This is a genomic window from Falsibacillus pallidus (genome assembly GCF_003350505.1).
Lineage (GTDB): Bacteria > Bacillota > Bacilli > Bacillales > DSM-25281 > Falsibacillus > Falsibacillus pallidus.
This window is the reverse complement of sequence record NZ_QQAY01000013.1, coordinates 38,193-53,801: the sequence shown is the minus strand read 5'-3', so window position 1 is coordinate 53,801 and position 15,609 is coordinate 38,193. Positions and strand designations below refer to the sequence as shown.

Below are 15,609 nucleotides of genomic sequence, written 5' to 3'. Positions count from 1 at the left end.
GTACACTTTCTTCCAAGCAGATCAGCACTTTTACCAGAGGCTGATTCCTTGGATGAAGGAGTTTCACAAATGACTGGGGCAGCTTTTTATTTTCAAAAAATAGACAGTAGCGGTGAATAGAAAATCAGAAGCTCTTCCTAAAGAGGAATAATGTCTGTATTCATTCTTCCGTAATCAAAGTAAAGGAGTAGATTCCAGATGAGTCAATCAATTGTATCCAGAGGAAAATGTGTCAACGATGCGGTCGAAATGGGGTTGACGATTTTAGGCGCTGCCCGTGAAGAGGTGTCGATTGAAATCCTTGAAATGGAAACGAAGAAATTTCTCCGTGCAAAGCCGGCTGTCGTCAGAATAACGAAACAAAAGTCCTCCACTAAACCAAAAAAAGAACACAATTGGGAATCAATGATCGATGAACAATTGGATGATACATCCACTTCATTAGAAGAAGTCATTGAAGAACTCTTCAAGGAAGAGAAGGGTCTAAAAGGCATGGTGGAGATTAAAAATGGCCAAATCATCGGACAGCCATCCCCAACACAATTCCCGACCATCAGTACAGGAAAATACATTAAACTTTATAAAAATGGCTTTCTATCTGAAGGAACGACCATCGTAGAGGAAGGCGACCACTTTGAAATCAAGGTGGATAGTGAGGAGACCGAAACGAAATGGCGCATCGAAATGGATTCTGCGCATCTCGCCGTTACCCTCCATGTCGAGCCGGGAGTGAAAATCATCCGCTCTGTAAAAGACTGCCCGCCAGCCCAACATGTATTTTTAGAAGCACAGGAAGTACGAAGCAGCCAAAATACACTGACCTATGAAGCCATTATCAATAAGCTCGAATCCTTAAATGTCATACACGGCTTCCATCATCAGGAAATGATGAAAGCGATAGAAACAGATAAGCCTGGAAGCTTTGTCGTTGCCAAGGGAATTGAATCGATTGAAGGGCAGAATGGCTATCTGGAAGTGATTTCTGCTTTTGAAGATAAAGAGAATGGTCCGAAAAAACGAGCCAATGGGACGGTTGATTTCAGGGAAATCCGCTCGGTTCCAAGCGTCTCACAAGGACAGGTAATCGCCCTTGTACATCCGCCAATCCCCGGCATTCCAGGCAAAACCGTGACCAATAAACCGCTGCCTGCCAAACAGACATTTCCACTTGTCATCCAGACGGGAAAAGGCGTCATGCTCGTTGAAACCGATGGGGTCGGAAAATTGGTGGCTTCTGAATCCGGCCGCCCATATTTAGAAAAATCAGGACAGCTCGTTAAAATCTCTATCATGCAAAAGATGGTCTATTCAGGAGACGTCACGATTGAATCAGGGAATATCCGATTCAACGGAGATGTTGATATCCTTGGGAATGTGGAAAATTCCATGCTTGTTGAAGCTGATGGGGTGATTCAGATCAGTGAAAATGTGAACATGGCTACCATCATTTCAAAAAGTTCCGTCCTTATCAGCCGTAATGTGATTGGAAGCACAATCAGTGCAGGGAAAGACAATATGTACATTTCCGAATTGGTCTATATTTTAGACGCTGTGGAACAAAATGTAGGTAAATTGATCCAATCCATCGATCAGCTCAGAAAAGTTCCAGCCTGGAAGCTTAGCGACTATGAAAAAAATGGACTTCTGCCGCTACTCAAACTCTTGATGGAAAAGAAATTCAGTACACTGAAAGGATTGATCCAGCAATTCCTCGAAATAGCAGAAAAAGGCGACCAATGGATTTCAACGGACTGGAAGGACATGTCGGAAGACTTAAGGATGTGTTTCCTTTCTTCCATCCCGAATAAATGGCACTCGTTTGATGCGCTCCATACACTCCTGCATGACCTTGGCGTCTTGCATGACCAATATAAAATAGCAGATGAGACTGGGAGCGCAGTAGAGCTGCTGTATTCCCTTAACAGCAATATTTTTTCAAGCGGCGATGTGATGGTATTCGGACAGGGCTGCTATAATTCAAAAGTTCATGCGGGAGGCACCGTGAGAATCAACGGCGTTCTGAGAGGCGGAGACGTCTTTGCACGAGAAGGGGTTTTCGTTAAAGAAGCCGGATCTGTTTCCGGAGTCGGGACAAGAATAGTGGTCCCGCAAGGAAAGACCATTTCTATGAATCTGGCAAGGGAAGGGACCGTGATCCAAATCGGAAAGGTCTGTCACAAGTTCAGCCAAGATGTGACGCATTTTTCCGCTTATGTGGATGAAAACGGACGGATTGGCTTTCATTCGACTGGAAGGGAGAGTAAACTGCATGTTCAAATATGAACTGGTCAAAGAGAATGAGGAAATGGGAACGGTCTACTTTAAAGGGGATTTAGATATAGAGGTCGCAGAATTCATTGAGCAGGAATTAATTCCGGAGCTGGGGGAATTCCAAACGATTCATTTAGACTTGGCGGATGTCTCATTTGTCGATTCTACGGGGATCGGCCTCTTGATCCATTTGATAGATTCGCTGAAGAATCAGTATCTTTTGAAGGAAGTATTGATTCAAAACGTACAGGAAGCTGTACAAGACGTCTTTGAAATCATAGGATTCCGGGAAATCATTGGGGAATCGGCTTTCGTCTAACCCTTTTTTTACCAAAAGATATTTTTCTGGAATACTAGTAAAATATATGTAAACGCTTAACGGGAAGAGGGATTGAAATGAACGAGCTGATCAAACATTTCACATCTAAAAAAAGTTCGGAAGAGACAATGGAAGAAAAATATAAAAAACTCCTGCTTCTCTATAAATCCCTTAGCCACATGATTTATAAAGAAGATCCAAAGGATGTTCTGGACTCATTATTCCAAGCTATATCCGATTACCTGGACCTCGATATTTATTTTAACTATATATTCGATGAAGCGACTGGGAAATTGCACCTCATGAATTCATATGGCATCGATGAAAATTCAGTAAAAGAAGCGGAGTGCCTGGAACTGGGGGAATTTGTTTGTGGTACGGTGGCTGAGGAGCAGGAACGCTGCATCGTTCAACATGTGGATGAATCGCTTGATGAAAAAGTTCAATTCATAAAGGGGCTGGGTTTGAAATCCTATGTCTGCCACCCATTGATGGCATATGGAAAATTGATTGGGACCCTTTCATTTGGGTCTTTTCGCCGTTCTACTTTTTCCCCTGAAGAGATTGAGTTCATCTACACCATCTGTAATGGGGTAGCGATCACATTGGATCGGACCTTTTTGATAAGGGATTTGAAGAAAAGCAAGGAAGAGGCAGAGAAAGCAAATCGGATTAAGACAGAATTCCTTTCTATGATGAGCCATGAATTCAGGACCCCGCTGAACTCCATTTTAGGATTCGCGCAGATTCTTGAGGATGATTTGGAGGCCCCATTGAGCAGCATGCAGGAAAAAAGGGTGAAAAGGATCCTGACATCCGGGAGGCAGCTGTTGAAGCTCATCAATGAAATGCTTGATATCGCCAGATACGATGCTCCGCCTGCAAAACGCTTCATGGAGCCTGTCATGATTGTAGCCATGATCCGGAAATGTGTAGACAGGATTAAGCCCGATGCTGAAGCGAAGGGTATTTCCATCACACATGATTTAACAGATGTAATGGAAGAGTCCGTCTGGGGAGTGTCTATCCGCCTTGAACAAGTAGTCGGCAATCTCTTAGTGAATGCAGTCAAATACAACAAATGGGGCGGAAATATTCATATTAAATGCAGACGCCATACGGAAACGGTCGTATTAATAATAAAGGATACAGGAATTGGGATTCCGGCAGATGAATTGGAACATATTTTCACCCCCTTCTACCGGATTCATAATGAAGAGACGAATATCGAAGGAACCGGAATCGGACTGGCCATTGTGAAGAAGCTGATCAATGAAATGGATGGCGAAGCGGGGGTGGAAAGTGTATTGGGAGAAGGGAGCACTTTCTGGATCACTATGAAGCTTGTCCACGATAGAAAGGTAGATGAAAGGTCCGATGAGTATAATCAAAGTCCTGCTGGCAGATGACCATGCTGACGGAATCGAAATCATGGAGCACTTCATGGGAAAGCTGGTTGATTTTTATATTTTAGGTTCCTGCGCCAATGGGGAAGAACTGGTCCATACTGCCCTCGAACTAAATCCTGATTTAATCATTGCAGATATTAATATGCCAATTAAAAATGGAATGGAAGCAATGAAGGAATGCGCTGAGTTCAATCCAGGGCTGAAATTTATTTTTGTAACAGGCTATGATGAGTTTGCGGTCGGAGCATTTCACATGGAAGCCGTTGACTACATCGTCAAACCGCTGGAAAAAAATCGTTTCTATCAAGCACTCGATAAAGCAAAGGAAATCATATTAGCGGAAAGGCAAGTCACTCAAGGAATGGTGGAAAAGCTCGATAGGCTGCCAATCAAAGCCCAGCAAAAGACATATTATATTCCGTTTGCGGATATATACTTTATTGAAAAAAGCGGTGTCAAATGCTTGGTCTATACAAAAGAAAGAGTCTATGAAACATCTGAAATCCTCGGAAATCTTCAGGAAAAGCTAAATAATTCTTTCTTTTTGGCCCATCGCTCATATGTGGTCAATCTAAAGAAAATCTCGCATATTACCCCACAGAAAGAGACATTTGTTGCCTATTTTCATGATTTTGATATGCAAGCGAGCATCTCGAAGCTTAAGATAAACGAATTGAAAGAGTTAATGGAAATTCAAAATTAGGTTTTGAAACAAATTTTTATAGCAAAAAGGAGGGAGTGGCGGATGGAACTATTGAAGGTAGTCATTGCCGATGATGACAAGTCTTCCCGCACGCTTCTCACCCATTTCATTCAACCGATGCCTCATCTTGAATTGGTTGGTGAAGCGGAAAGCAGTGATGAACTAATACTGAAAGTCGTACAGTTGAAGCCGGATATCCTTCTGGCCGATATTGATATGCCTGGTGTAAATGGATTGGAGGCGGTGAAGACGTGCAAGACCATTTTTCCGCATCTTCAAGTGATTTTCACGACTGGCTACGAGGAGTTTGCCGTTGAAGCTTTTCGCATTTCGGCGGTTGACTACGTCGTGAAGCCGATTGAACAAAATCGATTGAACGAAGCGATTGAAAAAGCTGGGAAGAACATCCATCGTCTTCAAACTCATCCAGCCGATATTGAGGAGAAGAAGGCAGACATGCTGTCCGTTAAACAGCAGAATGAGTATTTCTTTTTGAAAATGGACGACATTCTTTTTCTCGAAAAAGAAGGAAGGAAGACGATTATCCATACCCGGAAAGAGCGGATTGAGACGACGGAGCCCCTGCATGAAATGGAGGAGCATCTGCCATCCTATTTCAGCAAGACTCACCGATCCTATATTGTGAACCTCAGCCAAGTGTTCATGATTGAAGCGTCCGGGGAAACATTTTTGGCCCATTTTAAAGATTCGGAGAAAAAAGCCTATATCTCCAAACTGAAAATCCATGAAATACAAGGGATATTAAATCATTAGTGGAATCTCAGTGAATCATGGCCGTTTCAAAAAGAGGAATTTAATAGGACACCAAAGAATTATACAGAAGATTAATTTCCTCAAAAGGAGAATCAGAAATGGCGGACCGATACATAGATCTTGTTTTGCAGTTCCAAAGCAGATTGAAACGTGAATTGACTATTCAAGAAATCGAATTCATCAAATGGATGGTAGCGCAGGAATTCAGGGGTTCTGCCAAGGTAGATGCCTGCTCTATTTAGCGGGCATTTCCATTTTTAAAGGAGTTTTTTAACATGACAACCAAGGAAGTGATCATTTTATTTCTAGCGCTGCTGGTTATTGTTCTATCTTATGCGGTTGCCAGGGTCGGCCAAAAAAGGCGCGATGAATCTTCGGAATTACTTCATTATGAAGAAAAGATGCAGGAAGTTCAGCTTGATCTGCAGGAAACGGTCAGGCAGCAGCAGGGAATGATCCTGAAATTCAAGAAACAGGGGAATGAGTTTGTCCATACCCTCTGCGATGGCGAGCTGTTGAATCGGATGGCTTTCAAATCGTCGGATATCGTCGGGAAGACCTTGCACGAGATTTTGCCCAAGGATGAAGCAGATTTTAAATTCTCCAGCTACGATCGGGCTTGGAATGGCGAAAATACAGAATATGAAGGAAACATTAACGGAATTGAATATGTAGCCGCTTTGAGGCCAGTGATCCGCGATGGAAAGGTCATTGAAGTCATTGGATCCTGTATCGACATTACCGACCGCAAACGTGTTGAAAAGAAGCTGAAGGCAAAAGAGCAGCTGTACCGCACCGTTTTAAGTACGATGTCAGAAGCAATCATCATCATTGACCAAAATGGCTCAATCAGCAGCATGAATCAAAATGCGAGAGATATGCTTTTGGTCAAAGAAGAAAGTTCGATAACAAAGCTCTCGCAACTGAAAATCAAAGTGAAAAAAGAATCAGGGAAGCGGATTTCTATACAGACCCTTCAAACCATGTTAATCAAGCGGCAGCACATGGATTTTGATGGGCTTATTTTAGGAATCAAGCTTGAAGGGGCTAAATTTAAATGGATCTCCATTAATGCAAAGCCTCTGAAACTGGAAGAAGAAAAAACAGCCGCCCTCATTTCCTTTACCGATATCACTTTTCAAAAAGACCAGGAATTGAAGCTTAGAGAAGCATTTGTCACCCAGAGAACCATGATCGACAATTTGAATGTAGGGATATTCATGACTGATGAGCATAGACGCCTTACCCTCTACAATACTCGATTTGCTGAGATGTTCGGGCTAAGGAATTTAAGCGAAAAAGTCGGTAGGCATGGCAGGGAAATTCATTCGCTGTTCTATCAGGACACTGGATATTTAGAAGAAAAGGTCACTAGGATTTTGGATGAAAAGGAACCTGATTCAGCGGAAATCCGGTTATTGAATGCACGCAATTATATAAGAAGGTATGTCCCGATTAAAATTGAAAATGAATTCAGGGGGAACTTGTGGACACTGGAGGACATTACAGAACGTTATGAAATGGAAGGTGCACTTAGGAAAGCAAAGGAGACCGCTGAAAAAGCGAACCTGGCCAAATCTGATTTCTTATCGAAAATGAGCCATGAACTTCGCACCCCTTTGAATGGCATCCTGGGTTTTGCGCAGCTCCTTGAACTAGATGGATCATTGAAAGAGCAGCAGAAATCTTTTGTCAGTGAGATCTTGAGCGGGGGAAGGCACCTGCTGGAATTAATGACGGAAATCCTTGATTTTTCTCGGATTGAAATGGGGGCGATGAAAATGTCTCCTGATTCGGTTAATGTTTCCGTCATCCTGAATGAAGCCATCCGGATGTTCCTTCCACTTGCAGAGTCAAAAGGTATTGATGTATTGCTGAGGCTTGATGAATGCAGCCCAATCAGTGTCATGGCAGATCCAACCCGTTTGAAGCAAGTCTTCATCAATCTAATGGATAACGCTTTGAAATACAATAAAGCAGGCGGGTCTGTAACAGTAACCTGCAAGGTCAAAGAAGAAAATGTGGAGATTCATTTCATCGATTCAGGGATCGGACTGTCCGAATCTGAAATAGAAAAGATCTTCAAACCATTCTATCGAGTAGAAGGAACACTTGTAGAAGGTGTGGGAATTGGCCTTTCGCTCGTGAAGCAGCTTATTAAGATGATGGATGCCAGCATATCGGTTTCCAGTGAAGAGGGCAAGGGAAGCGACTTCTGCGTCAGTTTGAAAGTGGATTCTAAAGAGGCGAACAAGGAGAAGCGTGCGTTAACCCTCCCAGAGGAAGTAATCCGCCATTCTGAAAAGAAAAAAATCCTTTATATCGAAGATCAGGCTTCTAATATTCATTTAGTGGAGGAAATCGTGAAAGTCTATCCATGGATGGAACTCCACACCGCGATGACTGGAGAAGAAGGGATTTCAAAATCCTGGTCCGGTGATATGGACTTGATCTTATTGGACATACACCTGCCCGACTGTACGGGCTTCGACATCATCAAAATCTTAAAATCAAACGATAAAACAAAAGAGATCCCGGTGATAGCCCTAAGCGCCAACGCCTTAAACGCAGACATTGAACGAGCAGCGCAAAGCGGGTTCCACACATACATCGTAAAGCCAATACAGATTCAGCCATTCCTCAAAACCATAACCGAAGTGCTCGGCAAAGACATGGGGACAGGTTCCTTGTCCCGTTCCACTAACTGACCGGCATGGGACGGGGGGACAGGTTTACTGTCCCAAACTTCCGGAAACAAAAAGGAGGGACAAAGAACCTGTCCCTCCGTCCCAAATTATGGTTCTAAGATCCCCATAATCATGTATTTCCAATTTCCTTCGAACTGCGCGTCATCATCCCATTTGATTCGCCCTGGCTTCATTAGAGTGACGAATAGTCCTTCTTTATGCACCTGATCTGGAAGCTCCGCAATGTGGCTTCCTTTTTTTACGCCGTTTTTCACTTCAATATAGCCATCATCTTTGATTCCTGTTTTCACTTTTCGCTTCTCGACGATGCCTTTATTATTCAGCACCCATAAATATTTCACGTCATCGAAATGCACCACACTTTTCACAGGAACCGCATTTGCATTTTCTGCTTCTTTCGTCACGATTTCTGCCTTCACATGGTAGCCTTGCAGCAAATCCTTTTCAGCAGCATCATCAGCTGCAATGACGAAAGGATATCTAGAATCATGGTCAGTTGAAGGGGTAAGTTCCGGCAGCTCCGCCACATCAGCGACGGTCCCGTTCAGCTTTCCAGTAAAGTGCTTGGAAGTGATATGCGCTTTATCGCCATTTTTCACGTCGCTCCGCTGCTCCTCTGTTAATTTGCCTTTCACAACAGAGTTCTTGGAGACAATGGTTACCCCGGGATTATCCAATTCGTGTGAAACATTCGAAACGATCCCGCTGTAAGGGCTGACGACCGTCAAACTCCCTTCCCCGTTCTGCAGCGTCCTCAACTGCTCATCATACATGTCTAGTTGCTGCTGGACTTTTTCCCGTTCCTGCTCTTTCTCAGAAATCGTCTTAGCCAGGTCGTAGTAGGCTTGTAATTTAGCGCCGCCTTGAGAGTCCTGCGCTGAATCGGAATCAGCCCCAAAACTGGAACTTTCAAACGAAGAATCAGAAGGGACTCTGCTCTTCAGCGACTCCAGCTCTGTAATCAATTGATCCATGCTTGCCGCTTCACTGCGCAGCCTATCCTGTTCAGAAGTGATGAGACTGCGTCGTTCTTCTAAATCCAACCCGTCATATTCAAATAGAGGCGTACCAGTTTCAACAGGCTGCCCTTTTTTAACTAAAAACTGTTTAAAACTTTTATTTTTATCGATATAAACTTGATTGGTTTCTGTTGCATCGAGAACGCCTTCGGTGGCAATGGAATTCTCGAGGTCCTTTGCCTTCACTTCAGTCCATTGAGTGAGAAAATTAGTCCTGTCAACCAAGCTGTTCTTTTTATAAATAAGAAAAAGATTCAATCCAATAAAACATACAATGGCCAATATAAGCCATCCGCTCTTTTTAGACATGAGGTTACCGCCTTTTTAGAAAAATGGTTTTAATTCAGGGCTGTTTTCGTAAACATTGTTGTTAAAATCTTAAAGCCGATTTTAACGTGAAGATACCAGTTTTGCGCGTTGAAATGGAGTATCCAGGCTCTTTTCGAGCTAAATTTTCTACATAGATTGCATAAATTATCCTGTTTTAATGCTTAAAGAATCAAATATTGAGAAAAGAGCCTAATTCAAAGAAGGCCAAAGTCGCCGTGATGGCCCAAAAAATCAAATGAATGGAAACGGTCACTAATAATGCAGCGCCGCGCTGCATGGCTGCAAGTTTCCTTAACCCTATAAATTGTATGTACATGCTCCAGACTTTAAAGAGTGTGGCGCAGCCTGAAAAATAAATGATCCAAGCAGGTGCATGTGCGCTCTGGGCAATCGCTCCAAGCGAAACAGGAGAGGAATACCAGTCCAGTCCAAGCAAAGACACACACAGGATATGTATAATCTTCTCAATTAAAATCGGGAGAAATGCAAATGCCTGTACAATAAGTAAATGCTTGAACGGGGCCTCGGTCCATATGTCAAACCAAAGAGACATGATGTACAGATAGATCGCAGCAAACAAAAGCCCCGATACAAGCCTGCCGATCCAAAACAGGAACTTTTCCCATTCAAATTGTGAGTTTGATAGATTATTAATCTCAGCAGAGATTTCATGAGTGCCAAGCCCAAACCAACCGCTTACCGCGAAAATCAGCAAGCTGGAAAGAAACAAGAGCATCACTCTATTATTTAGTCCGTAAACCGTCTCGGCCTGCCCCAGCTGATGAAGCATAGCTCTCGGGTCCCTTAGTCCCCTGAATAATCGAACTTGATAGATCAAAAGATGTCCCTCCAACAAATAAATGTAATGTTTTCATTGTAACGCAAAAAATGTCGTAAATTCCATTAATTTCAACTTTAGTCCCAAGTACCTAATGAAAGTTTACCCCAAGTGACTGTCAACCGAATCCTGTGGATAAGCTGACGGGGTGGAGAGCAAAGTCACGCCCCAGTTTTTTTCGAGAACCACATACTTTTGTTTGATTTTTCAGAATTTTATTGATTTATTTAATTGGAGGTTGTACTATTTTAAGTGAACCAGATATAGTCCAGTTCTTATATCCACCGCAAATACATATAGTTTATTACAGTCAACCAATAAAGTAATAACCTTACACCAAGGTCCAAATTGCAACCGTTATCATAGATGGACCCGCCAACAACTAGTGGTAAACCCATAAAATTAATAGAATTCCAGATATAAACCAACAATTAGAGAGGGTGCGGATGATGAAGATTGGAGTAAGCTCTTACAGTTTATACAAGGCAATGCGAGACGATGGCATGACAATTTTAGAGGCAATGGAATGGATCAAGGAAAATGGAGCGGAACATGTGGAAATCGTGCCTTTGGGATTTGACCTCGTCAAGACTCCATCCCTTATTGAGGACATCCGGAATAAAGCAGAGGAGCTTGACCTTGAAATCTCCAATTACGCCATCGGGGCTAATTTCATCCAGGAATCCATTGAAAAAGTGAATGAAGAAATCAAGCGGGTCAAGCAGCATGTGGATATTGCCAACCAGCTTGGAGCTAGGTTGATGCGCCATGACGCCGCTTCAAGACCGATGGAGGAAACGGGCATCGAGCAGTTTTATGGCGATCTTCCCATCCTTGTCGATGCATGCAGGGAAATAGCCGACTACGCTTCCCAGTATGGAATCACCACAAGCGTTGAAAACCATGGATATTACCTTCAATCCAGCGAAAGGGTCGAGATTCTCGTTAAACTGGTAAACCGGCCAAATTTTAAAACAACGCTTGATGTCGGTAATTTCCTTTGTGTCGACGAAGTGCCAGAAGCTGCAGTGAAAAACAACCTCCCGATATCCTCCATGGTTCATCTTAAAGACTTTTATTACCGGCCGGCTGCAGAAGATCCCGGCGAAGGCTTCTTTAGCACCCGAAATGGCAACTTCTTGAAAGGAGCCATTCTTGGCCAGGGGGACATCAATATTCGAAACGTCTTTCGGCTCATTAAAAACAGTGCTTATAAAGGTTTTTTATCCCTTGAATTTGAAGGGATGGAAGATTGCAAGATTGCGACAAAAATAGGCTTGCAGAATATCAAAAGAATCTGGGAGGAGGTATAAGCTTCAATGAGTCCAATACCATTGAAAATTGGAATCATCGGCGGCGGAGCCATTTCGGAACTTCATCTAAATTCTTACCAAAACAACTCCGCCGCAGAACTGTATGCCATCTGCGACCTCAATGAATCACGGGCAAAACAGAAAGCCGCACAATACAACATCCCCCATCTTTGTACAGACTACAATGTCATGCTTCAGCTCCCAGACTTGGAAGCAGTCGTTATCTGTACCTGGAATAACACCCATGCAGACATCATCATGGCCGCACTTGATGCCGGCAAACACGTATTTGTAGAAAAACCTCTTTGTACAACCATCTCTGACGCACTCGCCATCCAAAGAAAGACCATAGAAACAGGGAAAACACTTCAAGTAGGATTCATCAGAAGATTCGACCCCAATGTTCAAATGCTAAAAACTTTCATCGATCATGGCGACCTTGGCCGCATTTACTACGCTAAGGCGTCTGCACTCAGAAGGCTTGGGAATCCTGGCGGCTGGTTTGCAGACCGTGAAAAATCAGGGGGCGGGCCGCTGATTGATGTAGGAATCCATGTACTCGATCTTTCCTGGTACTTAATGGGTTGTCCACGTCCCATAGCCGTCAGTGCCAATACATATAATAAACTCGGAAATCGATCCAACATCAAAAACCTGGCATTTTATAAAACGGCTGATTACAATCCTAATTTCAATAACGTTGAAGACCTTGCCAATGCGATGATCCGCTTCGAAAACGGAGCGTCCCTATATTTGGATACCAGCTACACACTCCATGCGAAAAGAAATGAAACAAGCGTCGTTCTCTACGGCGAGAGAGGAGGAACCGAAGTACTTCCGGAAACATGGCTGATCATCGAAAAGTACAATACCATCCTTAATGCCCGCCCGCAGACTGATCAGGACGGACTCAATGTGGATGCTGCGTTTCAGGAGCAGACCGATCATTTTGTTGAATGCTGCCTTGAAAATAAGGCTCCAAGAACGACTGTTGAACATGGTGTGGAAATCATGCGCATGATTGATGCAATCTATGAAAGCAGCAGGACCCGGAAAGAAATCAAACTTTCTAAAGGAAGGGGAATGGAATCATGATTCAAAAAAATTTAAAGAAATGTTTTCGCATCTCCGCCACAGGAATCCTAATCGTTTCTCTAGCATCCATGAATTCTCCCTATTCGATAAAAGCCAAGGAAAAACCGGCACAAAACGACTATTTTATTGAAAATGCCGGGTTTGAATCAACTCCCAAAGAGAATGGGGCAATTCTTGGATGGACACAAACATACGGCGATACCGGGTTTTCTATCGATCGTTCTGTTGTAAAAGAAGGAACGCAAAGTTTGAAGATGGCAGACTCTCTTTCTACGAAATCTGCCGGGATAAGAAGCAGCATGGCAAGGGTGACAGGCGGGCAAGTCTATCACTTTGACGCTTCAATCTATTTGCAATCAGGCTCACTCAATATGTATCTGCTTTATTTTGATGAGAATGGAAAAGAAGTAGCCAAATTCAGCAGCGGATACAGTGTTAAATCGGTGGCAGCCAATACATGGCTTTCGGGATCTGTGAGTGGAAAGGCGCCGAAAAACGCGGTTTCGGCAAGACTGGAATTATATTCGGGAGTCGCTTCAGTGACCAATGCATTTGTAGATCAAGTGTCTTTTTCATGGGAAGAGCAGCTGGATCTTACAGTCAGTGACCCAGTCAATTTGGGGGAAGCGGTAAAAGCATCGCTTACTTCATCTGCAGCCATCAGTACTAGAAGTGATGGGCATTCGGAACTTTATTTTGCCACAAATGGCGTCCCAGCGACTTTTTATGCCATTGATGGCGATACGGGTGAACGACTCTTTTCACAGCCTATCCCAGGGGCGGATACCGTATGGGCCATAACAGAAGGCAGTGACGGAAACATTTATTTTGCTGGAACGAACGATGGCATCCTATACAGATATTTACCGGCAGAAAAAAGAATTGAAACTTTGGGTAAAAATCCATCCGATACATGGATTTGGGACCTTGCTGTCAGTAAAGATGGGAAAGTATATGGAGCCACCTATCCGCATGCGAAGGTGTTTGAATACGACATCCAAACAGGGGAATTCAAAGATTTAGGAACATTCAAGGATGGCCAGAAATATGCAAGGGGACTCGGGATTTCAGGCGACTACCTTTACGTTGGGATCGGCTCTACTGCCTATGTATACCGGCTGAACTTAAAAACGGGAGAAAAGGAAGAAGTCCACATTCCGATATCAGGCGGGAACAACACCGTGGCCAATATTGAAGGATACGACGGGAAACTATTCATTCGAGTAGGCGGCTCAACGGTGTACGTATTGGATGAGGAAACGCTGGAACTGGTCAACACAATTAAATACACAGGTGAAATTTCGCCGCCGTCTCCAGACAACGGGGAAGACATGTACTACATCCTGGGTGCCAAGCTCCATCGCTATAATTTAAAAACCAATACGACGGAGGAAGTCAGCGGCATATCTTCTACAGATCATACAACCCGTAAATTCGGATGGGTGGAAAAAGACGGCCATTCAGTGCTGGCGCTTGTGAGCGGTTTTTCAGAATATATGCAGTACGATCCAATGAAAAATGAGGTTGAGTACATCTACCCGGATGTGGAACCGCAAGGGGTGCCGATTCAGTCATTGGCAAAGGCGCCAGACGGAAAGATTTATTTAGGCGGATATCATCGGGGAATGAGTGTCTTTGATCCTCGAGAATCGAAGATCATCCATAATTTGAGCTGGATGCCGCAGCCTGAAGGCATCGGTTTCTTCGACGGAAAAGTATTCTTCGGAACCTATGGAGGGGCGAAAATCTATCAATATGATCCGGCAAAGGCAATGGATTTTGGAAATACTCCTGATAAGAATCCAGGGCTGATCCATGATATTGAAGACTTCCAGGACCGGCCGTTTACTCTCGAATCGAGTGGAAATGATTTATTCATCGGAACCATTCCAGGCTACGGAGAGCTTGGAGGCTCCTTAAGCATCTATCATAAGCAAACCGGTCAATGGGAAGACCATCGAAACGTTGTGGAAAATCAAAGCATCATCGGTTTGGCCTATAAAGATGGATATGTTTATGGCGGCACTTCTGTATGGGGCGGTGGAGGAAGCAATCCCGCTGATGAAAATGCGAAAATCTTCGTATGGGATGTGAAAAACAGCAAGAAAGTGGCTGAATTCACGCCGGATATCCCTGGATTGGATGCTGATCCAAAAATGATCGGCGAATTGTCCGCCGGCCCGGATGGACTTATATGGGGAGCAATCGACGGAACGATTTTCGCCATGGATCCAAAAACATATGAAGTGAAGAAAAGCAAAGTGGTCTATCCGAGTACTTATGCTGCAAGCAAATGGAGGCCGATCTACCTCCGCTGGGGCAAAGATGGTCTGCTTTATACGACACTCGGCAGGAACATAACTGTCGTAAACCCTGGCACATTATCCACCATGCTCATTAAACAGAATGCCGATTTGATGGATATCGAAAACGATGGAAGCCTTTATTATGCTTCAGGTGCAGACTTAATGAAATTAGAAGTGCATCCTGGCGAAACAAGCTTCAACTCTGTGAGAGAAGAAGCGGAAGAATACAGAAGCCGCAATATGCTGGATCAGCCGCTTTATAAACAGCTTTTGGAGGACTTAAAGCAAGCAGATCATCAGCTGGAAAAAGGCAATGGGCCGAATGCAATTGAGTTCCTGGAAAAAGCGAAGGAACAGATTAATAAAGACAGCTTAAGTAAATTTATTTCCTTGGATGCCAAGAACGTGTTGACAGCAAGCCTTGATTCTTTGATAAGGCAGCCTAAATGATTATATCCACGAGGAGGCAGGAACTCAGCCTCCTCTATCTTACTAAAGGGGCGATGAAATTGAAGCTACAGACG

General features: G+C 43.6%; 12 protein-coding genes. 10 read left to right on the top strand and 2 right to left on the bottom strand.

Annotated elements, in window-relative coordinates:
• Positions 1 to 198: 198 nt before the first annotated feature.
• From DFR59_RS15560 to DFR59_RS15535, 7 genes are all read left to right on the top strand, one after another.
• Positions 199 to 2,283, top strand: coding sequence for a FapA family protein (locus DFR59_RS15560; RefSeq protein ID WP_114746593.1), 2,085 nt, complete (start codon positions 199 to 201; stop codon positions 2,281 to 2,283).
• Positions 2,270 to 2,590, top strand: coding sequence for an STAS domain-containing protein (locus tag DFR59_RS15555; protein WP_114746592.1), 321 nt, complete (start codon positions 2,270 to 2,272; stop codon positions 2,588 to 2,590). The genes DFR59_RS15560 and DFR59_RS15555 overlap by 14 nt, the downstream gene beginning before the upstream one ends.
• A gap of 77 nt (positions 2,591 to 2,667) precedes the next feature.
• Entirely contained in the window at positions 2,668 to 3,999 is a 1,332-nt protein-coding gene (locus DFR59_RS15550; protein ID WP_114746591.1) for a GAF domain-containing sensor histidine kinase, read from the top strand.
• Positions 3,968 to 4,702 (top strand): LytR/AlgR family response regulator transcription factor, encoded by a 735-nt coding sequence (locus tag DFR59_RS15545; RefSeq protein WP_114746590.1) that lies wholly within the window; start codon positions 3,968 to 3,970, stop codon positions 4,700 to 4,702. Before DFR59_RS15550 ends, DFR59_RS15545 begins: the two co-directional genes overlap by 32 nt.
• A 42-nt stretch (positions 4,703 to 4,744) precedes the next feature.
• Positions 4,745 to 5,476 (top strand): LytR/AlgR family response regulator transcription factor, encoded by a 732-nt coding sequence (locus tag DFR59_RS15540; RefSeq protein WP_114746589.1) that lies wholly within the window; start codon positions 4,745 to 4,747, stop codon positions 5,474 to 5,476.
• 98 nt (positions 5,477 to 5,574) lie between these two features.
• Positions 5,575 to 5,718, top strand: a complete 144-nt coding sequence (locus DFR59_RS20120; RefSeq protein WP_158538410.1) for a hypothetical protein — start codon at positions 5,575 to 5,577, stop codon at positions 5,716 to 5,718.
• A gap of 33 nt (positions 5,719 to 5,751) precedes the next feature.
• Positions 5,752 to 8,184: an ATP-binding protein gene (locus DFR59_RS15535; protein WP_114746588.1), complete on the top strand. Its 2,433-nt coding sequence runs from the start codon at positions 5,752 to 5,754 to the stop codon at positions 8,182 to 8,184.
• Positions 8,185 to 8,270: 86 nt separating this feature from the next.
• On the opposite strand, the gene DFR59_RS15530 is transcribed toward DFR59_RS15535, so the two are convergent.
• Positions 8,271 to 9,512: an efflux RND transporter periplasmic adaptor subunit gene (locus tag DFR59_RS15530; RefSeq protein ID WP_114746587.1), complete on the bottom strand. Its 1,242-nt coding sequence runs from the start codon at positions 9,510 to 9,512 to the stop codon at positions 8,271 to 8,273.
• Positions 9,513 to 9,702: 190 nt separating this feature from the next.
• Entirely contained in the window at positions 9,703 to 10,371 is a 669-nt protein-coding gene (locus DFR59_RS15525) for a hypothetical protein (RefSeq protein ID WP_114746586.1), read from the bottom strand.
• Between the two features lie 446 nt (positions 10,372 to 10,817).
• Between DFR59_RS15525 and DFR59_RS15520 the strand changes: the two genes are divergently transcribed.
• Genes DFR59_RS15520 through DFR59_RS15510 form a run of 3 tightly spaced genes read left to right on the top strand, consistent with a single transcriptional unit; the run spans position 10,818 to position 15,535 of the window.
• Positions 10,818 to 11,684, top strand: coding sequence for a sugar phosphate isomerase/epimerase family protein (locus DFR59_RS15520; protein WP_342768320.1), 867 nt, complete (start codon positions 10,818 to 10,820; stop codon positions 11,682 to 11,684).
• A 6-nt stretch (positions 11,685 to 11,690) separates the two neighbouring features.
• Positions 11,691 to 12,779: a Gfo/Idh/MocA family protein gene (locus tag DFR59_RS15515; RefSeq protein WP_114746585.1), complete on the top strand. Its 1,089-nt coding sequence runs from the start codon at positions 11,691 to 11,693 to the stop codon at positions 12,777 to 12,779.
• The gene (locus tag DFR59_RS15510; RefSeq protein ID WP_114746584.1) at positions 12,776 to 15,535 is read left to right on the top strand and encodes an FIMAH domain-containing protein; all 2,760 of its coding nucleotides are present in this window, start codon (positions 12,776 to 12,778) and stop codon (positions 15,533 to 15,535) included. Before DFR59_RS15515 ends, DFR59_RS15510 begins: the two co-directional genes overlap by 4 nt.
• Positions 15,536 to 15,609: the final 74 nt, after the last annotated feature.

Excerpts from the sequence above, each read along its gene's own strand:
- DFR59_RS15560 (WP_114746593.1), top strand. The coding sequence starts at position 199 with ATGAGTCAATCAATTGTATCCAGAGGAAAATGTGTCAACGATGCGGTC.
- DFR59_RS15555 (WP_114746592.1), top strand. The coding sequence starts at position 2,270 with ATGTTCAAATATGAACTGGTCAAAGAGAATGAGGAAATGGGAACGGTC.
- DFR59_RS15550 (WP_114746591.1), top strand. The coding sequence starts at position 2,668 with ATGAACGAGCTGATCAAACATTTCACATCTAAAAAAAGTTCGGAAGAG.
- DFR59_RS15545 (WP_114746590.1), top strand. The coding sequence starts at position 3,968 with ATGAGTATAATCAAAGTCCTGCTGGCAGATGACCATGCTGACGGAATC.
- DFR59_RS15540 (WP_114746589.1), top strand. The coding sequence starts at position 4,745 with ATGGAACTATTGAAGGTAGTCATTGCCGATGATGACAAGTCTTCCCGC.
- DFR59_RS20120 (WP_158538410.1), top strand. The coding sequence starts at position 5,575 with ATGGCGGACCGATACATAGATCTTGTTTTGCAGTTCCAAAGCAGATTG.
- DFR59_RS15535 (WP_114746588.1), top strand. The coding sequence starts at position 5,752 with ATGACAACCAAGGAAGTGATCATTTTATTTCTAGCGCTGCTGGTTATT.
- DFR59_RS15530 (WP_114746587.1), bottom strand. The coding sequence starts at position 9,512 with ATGTCTAAAAAGAGCGGATGGCTTATATTGGCCATTGTATGTTTTATT.
- DFR59_RS15520 (WP_342768320.1), top strand. The coding sequence starts at position 10,818 with ATGATGAAGATTGGAGTAAGCTCTTACAGTTTATACAAGGCAATGCGA.
- DFR59_RS15515 (WP_114746585.1), top strand. The coding sequence starts at position 11,691 with ATGAGTCCAATACCATTGAAAATTGGAATCATCGGCGGCGGAGCCATT.
- DFR59_RS15510 (WP_114746584.1), top strand. The coding sequence starts at position 12,776 with ATGATTCAAAAAAATTTAAAGAAATGTTTTCGCATCTCCGCCACAGGA.